We start from the raw sequence: 8,446 nt of genomic DNA, 5'->3' as shown, positions 1-8,446 counted from the left end.
GAGTCGGGACGGCGGGATTCGAACCCGCGACCCCCTGAACCCCATTCAGGTGCGCTACCGGGCTGCGCCACGTCCCGTGACGGCGCGGAATCTAACCCCCCCACCCAGCGGCGGCCACAGGCCAAGCTCCACGCTACGGCGACCGGCGGGACCTGTCGGTTACGCACAGGCCGCCCGACCCCCCAGAAGACCTCCCTCCTCACGCGCCGAGCCTTCCAGTCGGAGATGCCGGGCGGCTCCGGCGGGCGTGTAGCACCGCCGCCGGTCCCCGGATGACGCCCCACTGACGCCCCCCCGGTAGCGTCGAACGGGACCGGTGGTCCCGACGCGGCAGTCCTGAGGCGCACGCCAGCTCCGCATGGAGCGCGACGACCCGGAGGACCCATGAAGCATCTCCACTTCTTCCCCACGCTGCGCATCCTCCCCGCCGCGTGCGGCGCGCTCCTGTTGCTGGTCGCCCGACCTGCGCCCGCGGCGGCGCAGGACATCGTGGCGCCGGACCGACTCGAGGTGCTCCAGGCCCGCCTCGCCCAGGACACCAACGACCCGGTCGCGTACTACAACCTGGCCCTGGGCTACTGGAGCAAGAAGAAGTACGACCTCGCCGACAGCACGCTCCGGATCGCCGTCGCCATGAACCCCGAACTGGCCCTTCCGCACTTGGCGATCGCATTGGTGCAGCTGCGGAACAAGGACCACTGGCGGGACCTCAAGCGGCACGGTGGCGACACCGCCGTCGCGCAGGAGGTCCGCTACCGGGAGCGGGAGTACGTGCACGCCTTCATGATCGACCCGTTCCTCGACGTGAAGGCGCTCGGCCTCTTCAAGGTGTCGTACCAACAGGCCTTCGCCGACCTGTCCTTCAGGATCAACTACTGGATGATGCGCACGGGCGACCCGCTCGACTCGATGCCTTCCTTCTACGTGTGGCTGCATTCCATCGCAGCCGCCCGCATCAACCGCCTCCCCGACGCCGTGACCGACATCCAGGCGCTCGCCCGGGCCAGCCGCGCGCGCGACCGGTGGGACTCGGTGAGCGCCGCCCCGCTGGTGACCAGCAACTACTTCTACATGCTCGCGGCGCTGCTGCAGCGGCTCGGGTACCGGTACGACGCCATGCGCCTGTACGAGGAAGTGCTGTCCAACGACATCGGCAACTACGAGGCGCACGTCCAGCTCGCGCGCATCTACGAGGGCCAGAACGACTGGCCCCACGCCGTGGAACAGCGCCGGGCAGCCGTCACGGTCTTTCCGGAGAACCACGTCCTCGTGATGGACCTGGGGGTCACCCAGTTCCACGCCGGCGCCCTCGCCGACGCCGAGGAATCGCTGCACCAGGCCGTGGAGGCGGGCCCGCGCGACGCGCAGGTCTACTACTGGCTGGGAACCGTGCAGCAGGCACGGGGCGAGACGGACGGCGAGCGCGACTCGTTCGGCCGCTTCCTCTCGCTCGCCCCCGGCCGGGACAGCCTCGAAATCAGCGAGGTGCGCCAGAAACTCGCCGCCCTGCACTAGGAGATCCGATGCGCTGCCGCTTCCTCACCTGCCTGGCCCTGGTGCCGGCGCTGGCCGCGGTGCCCCCGCTCGCCGCTCAGTCGCAGACGTTCGAACAGCTCCAGACCTTCTCGTACCTGCTGAGCCAGGTGCGCCTCAACTACGTGACGCCCGTCGGCACCGAGCAGCTGGTCCGCTCCGCCATCGAGGGCATGCTGCGCTCGCTCGACCCCCACAGCCGCTTCGTGCCGCGATCGGAGAACGACCTGTGGCTCTCGTGGCAGGCGGGCCACGTGGCCGGGACCGGGATCCTCGTCGAGGACCAGGACGGCATCCTGGCCGTCGCGGCGGTGCGGAGCGGAAGCTCGGCAGCCCGCGAGGGGATCCTGCCCGGCGACCGCCTGCTGGCCCTCGACGACACGCTGGTGTCGGGATCGCCCGCGCACACCGTGCAGCTGCGGCTCCTCGGCGAGCAGGGCCGGAAGGTCCGGCTCCGGCTCGCACGCGGCCCGCTCGTGCAACCCGAGACGCTGACCGTCACGGTCAGGAACGAGGTGCTGCGGCCGCGGTCGGTCAGCGACGCGCGGCAGATCCAGGGCGTGGGCTACGTGCGACTGGAGCAGTTCGAGGACCAGGCGGCGAAAGAGGTGCACGACGCCGTCGGCCGCGCGCTCAGCGGCCTGCGGGTGCGCCGGCTCGTCCTCGACCTGCGGGGCAACCCGGGCGGCGAGATTTCGGCCGCCGTGGACGTGGCCTCGCAGTTCCTGCCCAAGGACAAGGTCGTGTGCAAGACCACCGGCCGGCGTCAGGACATGGACCGGACGTACAGCACCTCGGGCGACGGCCCGTTCGCCGACGTGCCGATGGTCGTGCTGATCGACCGCTACACCGCGTCCGCCGCCGAGATCCTCGCCGCCGCGCTCCAGGATCACGACCGCGCGACGATTCTCGGCCGCCGCAGCTTCGGGAAGGCCCTGGTGCAGCGCCTGTTCGAGGTGCCGCCGAACGGCGACGCGGCGTGGCTCACGGTCGGCTTCGTCCACACGCCGAGCGGGCGGCTCATCCAGCGTCGCTACGAAGGCCTGACGGCCGAGCAGTACTACGCGCTGGCCGGCGGCGGCGGCGCCGCGCAGGACACCCTGACCACCTTCACGACCGACAGCGGTCGGACGGTCCGCGGCGGCGGCGGCATCGCGCCCGACTCCGCCCTTCCCCCGCGCGCCCCGCCGCCGCTGTGGTGGAGCGTGGCGGCCGACAGCGGCTTCGACCACGCCATCGCGGACAGCGTGGCCCCCACCCTCTCGAGCAACGCCGAGAGCCACTGGCCCGCCGATACCACGAGCTGGCGCGAGCGCCTGCTGCGGCCCTTCCTCGAGCGGGTGAGATCACGCCTGCGCGTGACCGCGGACGCGGACAGCGCCCAGGCAATCGCCATGGCGGAGGCGCTGGCGGACCGGGCGGCGAGCGTGCGCTGGGGCGCCGATGCCGCCGAGAATTTCGAGCTGTTCAACGACCCGGACATCCGCGCCGCGGTGGCCTGGCTCGACCGGACGCACCCGGCGGAGGCGGCCGCGCGGCACTAGGCCGCCGCGGAGGCGCTCCCTACGGCTGGCGCGGCTCCGCCGGGATGAGCACGATCTCGATCCGCCGGTTCTGGCTCCGCCCGCGGGCCGTCGCGTTGCTCGCGATCGGATGGTACTGCGCGAGCCCGATCGCCTGAAGGCGCTCGGGAGCGATGCCGACGCTGTCCTGGAGGAAGCGGACGACGTTGGAGGCCCGGGCGGTGGACAGCTCCCAGTTGGTGGGGAACGTCGCCTTGAGGCGCGGGCTGATCGTCACCGTGTCGGTGTGTCCCTCGACGCGGATGGTCTTGCCCTGCGTCGTCTTCAGGACGTTGCCCACGCGGCGGAGGACGCGGAGCCCCGCCGGGGTGATGCCCGCCTCGCCCGAGGGAAACAGGATCTTGTCCACCATGCTCACGTTGAGGCGATCCGCCAGACGGGTGATCTGAATCTGGCCCTGGGCGATCTCCCCCTGCATGTCCTTCACCAGCTCGTCGTACGTGCTCCTGAGCTGCTCGATTTCCGCCTGCTTCTGGCGGGACGCCGCGGCCACCTGCGTGTCCAGCGTGGCCGCGAGCGTGGTGTTGCGCGCCTGCAGGGCACCGGCCTCGGTCGCGAGGGAGTCCGCCACCACGGCAAGAGAGTCTGCTCGATGCCGCGCGCCCGTGTCACGCACGCGGAAATACACGGTCGAGCCGCCCAACCCCAGGGCGACGACGATGGCGAGAATCAGGGCAGCTTTCATGGTTGCTCCTCCGGCGACCCGGCCTCGACCGGCGCCCGATGGTCCGTTGGCGACAGGCCCAAGTAGCGCCCCAGAGCCCCGCCGTCAACCCCGCGCCTGTCCCACCGCCCCGCACCGCGCTAGGCTTCGCGCACCGGGAGGATCCCCTATCGTGCCACGCCGCTTCTACCTGATCGGCCACAACCCGAACTCGGTCGCGGCCTCCGTCCGCTGCCTCGAGGCCGGCGCCAACGCGCTCGAGCCCGACGTGTGCTACGAGCCCGCCGAAGACCGCTTCTACGTTCACGAGCGCATCTCGCCCGTTCCCGACTGGGTCGTGCGGCTCCTGCGGGGGCACCTCACGCTGGAGCACTACCTCGCCGGGCTCAAGACGTACCTGGCGCAGAGCGGCCGCGCGGCGCAGTTGGCGCTGCTCGCCTTCGACCTGAAACCGCCCTACACGTTCGATCTCGACCGGCTCGAACGGCTGGTGCGCGCCGCGTTCAGCGCCGACTTCCCGGACACGGCGATCCTCTTCACGGCCTCCGATCCGGGCGCGATGCCATGGCTCGCCGGCCTCGGCCCGAGCCCGAAGACCGCCGTGGGCGTGGACGAGCACGCCGAGCCCGAGGCGGTGGACGCATACCTCCGCGGCGGACCCCTGCCCTACACCTACGCCGACGGCACGAGCGTGCCGCTGCTGCCGACGACCTGCTACCTGGGGCGGGTCCGCCGCGCCGTCGCCCTGCGGGCGTCCGGCCCGGGGCCGGGGTTCCGCCTGGTGTACGCGTGGACGGTGAACAGCGCGCACTCGATGCGCGCGTTTCTCGACGGCGGGGTGGACGGACTGATCACGGACAGGATCGACAGGCTGCGCGCGCTCCTGGAGACGAGCTACGCCGACCGGTACGCGCTCGCCACGGCCGACGACGACCCGTTCGCGTAGCGGACCCGGATGCGGCCGAAGCGCACCGCGGAGCTTCGCCGGCGCGAGGCGTGGCCCCGCCCCGCCGCGGCGCGCCCTTCCCCGTAACGGCCGCGCCTACTGCGTCACCGTGAACGTGGCGCTCGTCACCGACGTGAGACCCGGCGACGTGAACGTGAGGGTGAAGGAGCCGGTGCCGGTGATCGCCAGGCCGGAGAAGACCGCCCGACCGTTGCCGTCCGTCGTGACCGTCGTCGCCCCGCTGAGCGTGCCCGTCCCGCTCGCGATCGCCGCGCTCACCGCCACGCCGCTCTGCAGCAGCTGCCGGTCCAGCGCGTCCACCACTTCCACCACCGGCTGCTGGGTGAATGCCGTCCCGGACACGCCTCCGCCGGGCTGGGCGACCATCGCCAGCGCGGTGGGCGGGTTGGCGGTCACGGTCACCACCGCCGTGTCGGCGCAGCACGGCGGCGTCCCGGTGAGCCCGCCCAGCTGCGTCACGGTCACGGTGTCCGCTCCCGACGTCGCGCCGGCCGTGAACAGGCCGCCGGGTGAGATGAGACCCCCGCTCACCCGGTAGGTCACGCTCGGCACCGTGCTCGAGCCGTCGCTCAGGGTCCCCGAGACCGCGAACTGCACGGTCGCGCGCAGCCCTACGACGACCGACCTCGGGCTCAGCACCAGCTGAATCAGCGTGCCGGACCCGCCGCCGCCCCCGCCTCCTCCACCGCCCCCGCCCCCGCCGCCACCCCCGCTGCCGGCCTGCTCGGTGAAGTAGCCGTTGCCACACCCGCCCAGCGCCGCTGCCAAGAGCACGGCCGACGCCGGAATCACAAGCCGCGCCGCCGCCCGCAAGATCCTGTTCATGACCCGCTCCTCGGTGCCCGCCTCCGGTCCAACCAGTCCAGTGCCTGGACGAACGGAATGCGCCTCAGGAGTAGATACACGCGAACCGCGCGCCGGCTCCCACCGGGCATCCGCCCGACCGGTCCGGCGCCCTGCCCTTCCGCTGCGTCCGGCCGCCGCGGCGGCCCGCGGCCCTGGGCCGGCGGCTAGCGGGTCAGACCGTACACGCCGCTCGGCGTGCGCGAGGCCAGGTGGCAGTCGTCGAACACCTGCGGATGCCCCGGATGTCCGACGAGGTCGTGGAGCATCTCGTGCTTCACGGTCCATTCGTCGGCGACGTACCCGAGCGGATAATGATTGCTGGGACCGGCGAGGTAGATCGAATGGGGCTCGGCCCACTCGCCGGCGCAGGTGTGGTCCGGACCGTCTTCGCACCAGAAGCCGCCGGCGGCCGGATCGGCCGGCACCTCGAACCAGGCGACGCGCTGCTCGTCGCCCACCAGGCCTGAACACGACTGAACCTCGGCCCACCACTGGGCATAGGCCGGCAGGGGATCCATCGGCTTGGCATCCGGGGGGGGCGCCGTCGCGACCTCGCAGCCGTTCCCGGCGATGCCGGCAGCCGCGGCGAGCGACGCGAGACAGAGGACGGGAGCCAGCCTCGCCACGAGAGACGAGCGAGTGCGCATCACGACCTCCCGGCTCCATCATGGGAGGCGTCGGCAGGCGGTCAATCCGTAGTTGTCCCCGAACGCGAAGCGGTGTCGTCGGGCTTGACGAGGCGACGCCCCGCGGCGCGCCTGATGCAGGGGCGGCCGGTATCGAACCGTCGAGCGGACGTGCTAACATTGATCATGGCCGTGACCCCCGTCACCACGGACACCGAGAGCACCCTCGCGGCGATCGAGCGCGCGCAGCCGGCGCTCAACGCCTTCATCACGGTCACCGCCGAGACCGCGCGCGCCGAGGCACGGCAGGCCGAGCAGGAGCTGGGCGCGGGCGCGAGCCGCGGCCCGCTGCACGGCGTATGCGTCGCGATCAAGGACCTGATCGCGACCCAGGGAACGCGCACCACCGCGGGCTCGCGGATCCTGGGCAACTGGGTGCCGACGCGCGACGCCGCCGTGGTGTGGGCGCTGCGCGAGGCGGGCGCCGTGCTGGTCGGCAAGACGAACACGCACGAGTTCGCCTTCGGCACGACGAACGACAATCCCCACTACGGCGCGACGAAGAACCCGTGGAACCCGTCGCTCACGACGGGGGGCTCGAGCGGGGGCTCCGCGGCGGCGATCGCCGCGGGGATCGTCGCGGTCGCGCTGGGGACCGACACGGCGGGGTCGATCCGGATCCCGGCGTCGCTGTGCGGCGTCGTGGGATTGAAGCCGACCTACGGCCTCCTCTCCGCGCGCGGCGTCGTGCCGCTGGCGAGGAGCCTGGATACGGTGGGGCCGCTGGCGCGATCGGTGGACGATGCGGCGAAGGCGTTGGAGGTGCTGGCAGGCAGCGGGCTGGGGATTGGGGGTTGGGGTTTGGGGAGTGCGGGGCCCGATACCCCAGTCCCCAAACCCCAAGCCCCGTTCTCCCTCAAGGGCCTCCGGATCGGCGTCCCCGAACACTACGTCTTCGAGCGTGTGGATCCGGAGGTGGAGGCCGGCGTCCGCGAGGCGCTGCGGGCGCTCGCCGAGGCCGGCGCCGAGGTGCGCGTCGTCAGGATCCCCGAGATCGAGGGGTGCGTGGACGTCGGCATCGCTACCGTCCGCCCGGAGGCGTTCGAGTTCCACAAGCGATGGTATCCGGAGCGGGCGGCCGAGTATGGCGACGACGTGGCGAAGGCACTCGAGTCGGCGCGGGACATCCCGGCCACCGCCTACGTCGCGGCCCAGGGCACGCGGCGGCAGATCCGGCGTGCGCTTCGCCGTGCGCTGGAAGATGTGGACGTCCTCGCCGGCCCCACGGTCCCGATCCTCGCCTTCCCCAACGCCGACGCCTTCCGGCCGGTGCTCCCCGGCGGCGAGATGCCGCGTCACGCACTGACGCGGCTGACCTATCCGTTCAGCCTGAGCGGATTCCCGGCCATCAGCATCCCCTGCGCACTATCGCGACACCGTCTGCCCATCGGGTTGCAGCTCGCGGCCGGGCCGCGGCAGGAATGGCGTCTTCTCGCCGCGGCCCGGGCATTCGAGGAGATTCGAGGTGTGTGGCCGGAGCCGGAAGCGAAGGGCGTAGGGGGTGGCGTGTAGGGTGTGGGAGGAGACGCCGCCGCGCCCTGCGCCCTCACACCCTACACCCTCACACCCTGCTTCTCACATCGTCATCCCGCTGTCCGCCTTGGGCGCCGCGACCGGGATCATCAGGTGTGCGTACGGCGTGCCCGCCCACATCACGTAGGGACCGCCGCTCTTCCAGTCGGTGGACATCCCCTGCAAGGCCTTCACGTCCGGGATGAAGACCATCAGGTGGGGACCGGTGACCACCCAGGGCTGGCCCGAGTCCGGCTTGGCCTTGAACGGGTCCGTGTTGCTCGCGTCGGTGGCGCCCCGGAGCATGTAGGCGAGCGCCACGGTCCTGGTCCGTGGCGGCCTGTGCTGCATCCAGAAGCCGAACCAGGTGAACGAGACGCTATCGGCGCAGACCGGGTCGTTGCCCGGCGTGCTCGGGTCGTCCGGCAGGCACGTCCAGCCGTTCGATCCCGCGCGGATCTGCGTCATCTTGCCGTCGGGCGTGGCGGGCCAGTCCATGATGGTGGCCGCGGTCGCGACCGCGGTCGGCGCCGCGCTCATCGCGTTCTGGATCTTCCACTCCGGCGTTCCCTTCGCCGGCCCGGCCGGCGCCGCCGGCGCCTTGGCCGGCTCCTGCTTGGCGCACGCGGCGAGCGCCAGCGCCAGCGCGGCCACC

8 protein-coding genes and 1 tRNA gene are annotated in these 8,446 nt (G+C 72.0%); 4 read left to right on the top strand and 5 right to left on the bottom strand.

All coding sequences use genetic code 11. From position 1 onward, the window contains the following. Positions 1-3: 3 nt before the first annotated feature. Positions 4-77, bottom strand: a tRNA-Pro gene (locus tag VMF70_05060). Positions 78-384: 307 nt separating this feature from the next. On the opposite strand from VMF70_05060, the gene VMF70_05055 reads away from it, so the two are divergent. Together VMF70_05055 and VMF70_05050 are read left to right on the top strand one after the other, a co-directional pair. Continuing rightward, complete coding sequence (locus tag VMF70_05055) at positions 385-1,515, top strand: tetratricopeptide repeat protein (GenBank protein HTT67377.1); 1,131 nt, start codon at positions 385-387, stop codon at positions 1,513-1,515. Positions 1,516-1,523: 8 nt separating this feature from the next. Further along, positions 1,524-3,077 carry a S41 family peptidase gene (locus tag VMF70_05050; GenBank protein ID HTT67376.1) on the top strand — a complete coding sequence of 518 codons (1,554 nt, stop codon included), beginning with the start codon at positions 1,524-1,526 and terminating at the stop codon, positions 3,075-3,077. 19 nt (positions 3,078-3,096) lie between these two features. On the opposite strand, the gene VMF70_05045 is transcribed toward VMF70_05050, so the two are convergent. After that, a complete protein-coding gene (locus tag VMF70_05045; protein HTT67375.1) occupies positions 3,097-3,801 on the bottom strand; it encodes an OmpA family protein in 705 nt (234 codons plus the stop codon). Between the two features lie 151 nt (positions 3,802-3,952). Here VMF70_05045 and VMF70_05040 point away from each other — a divergent pair, with 151 nt between their 5' ends. Further along, the gene (locus VMF70_05040) at positions 3,953-4,726 is read left to right on the top strand and encodes a glycerophosphodiester phosphodiesterase family protein (protein ID HTT67374.1); all 774 of its coding nucleotides are present in this window, start codon (positions 3,953-3,955) and stop codon (positions 4,724-4,726) included. Between the two features lie 96 nt (positions 4,727-4,822). Here VMF70_05040 and VMF70_05035 read toward each other — a convergent pair whose 3' ends face one another. Then, on the bottom strand, positions 4,823-5,572 hold the full coding sequence (locus VMF70_05035) for a hypothetical protein (GenBank protein ID HTT67373.1): 750 nt from the start codon (positions 5,570-5,572) through the stop codon (positions 4,823-4,825). A gap of 185 nt (positions 5,573-5,757) precedes the next feature. Next, positions 5,758-6,240 carry a hypothetical protein gene (locus tag VMF70_05030; protein ID HTT67372.1) on the bottom strand — a complete coding sequence of 161 codons (483 nt, stop codon included), beginning with the start codon at positions 6,238-6,240 and terminating at the stop codon, positions 5,758-5,760. A gap of 171 nt (positions 6,241-6,411) precedes the next feature. Between VMF70_05030 and VMF70_05025 the strand changes: the two genes are divergently transcribed. After that, positions 6,412-7,791 (top strand): amidase, encoded by a 1,380-nt coding sequence (locus tag VMF70_05025; GenBank protein ID HTT67371.1) that lies wholly within the window; start codon positions 6,412-6,414, stop codon positions 7,789-7,791. 63 nt (positions 7,792-7,854) lie between these two features. Here VMF70_05025 and VMF70_05020 read toward each other — a convergent pair. Further along, positions 7,855-8,446, bottom strand: a 592-nt coding sequence (locus VMF70_05020) for a hypothetical protein (GenBank protein ID HTT67370.1), incomplete at its 5' end; no start/stop codon positions are given.

The organism is Gemmatimonadales bacterium (genome assembly GCA_035502185.1).
Taxonomy (GTDB): domain Bacteria; phylum Gemmatimonadota; class Gemmatimonadetes; order Gemmatimonadales; family JACORV01; genus Fen-1245.
Note: the sequence above shows the minus strand (reverse complement) of the source record. Positions and strands in the feature narration are given on the sequence as shown.

Coding starts and splice junctions, on each gene's coding strand:
- VMF70_05055 (HTT67377.1), top strand. CDS start 385: ATGAAGCATCTCCACTTCTTCCCCACGCTGCGCATCCTCCCCGCCGCG.
- VMF70_05050 (HTT67376.1), top strand. CDS start 1,524: ATGCGCTGCCGCTTCCTCACCTGCCTGGCCCTGGTGCCGGCGCTGGCC.
- VMF70_05045 (HTT67375.1), bottom strand. CDS start 3,801: ATGAAAGCTGCCCTGATTCTCGCCATCGTCGTCGCCCTGGGGTTGGGC.
- VMF70_05035 (HTT67373.1), bottom strand. CDS start 5,572: ATGAACAGGATCTTGCGGGCGGCGGCGCGGCTTGTGATTCCGGCGTCG.
- VMF70_05030 (HTT67372.1), bottom strand. CDS start 6,240: ATGCGCACTCGCTCGTCTCTCGTGGCGAGGCTGGCTCCCGTCCTCTGT.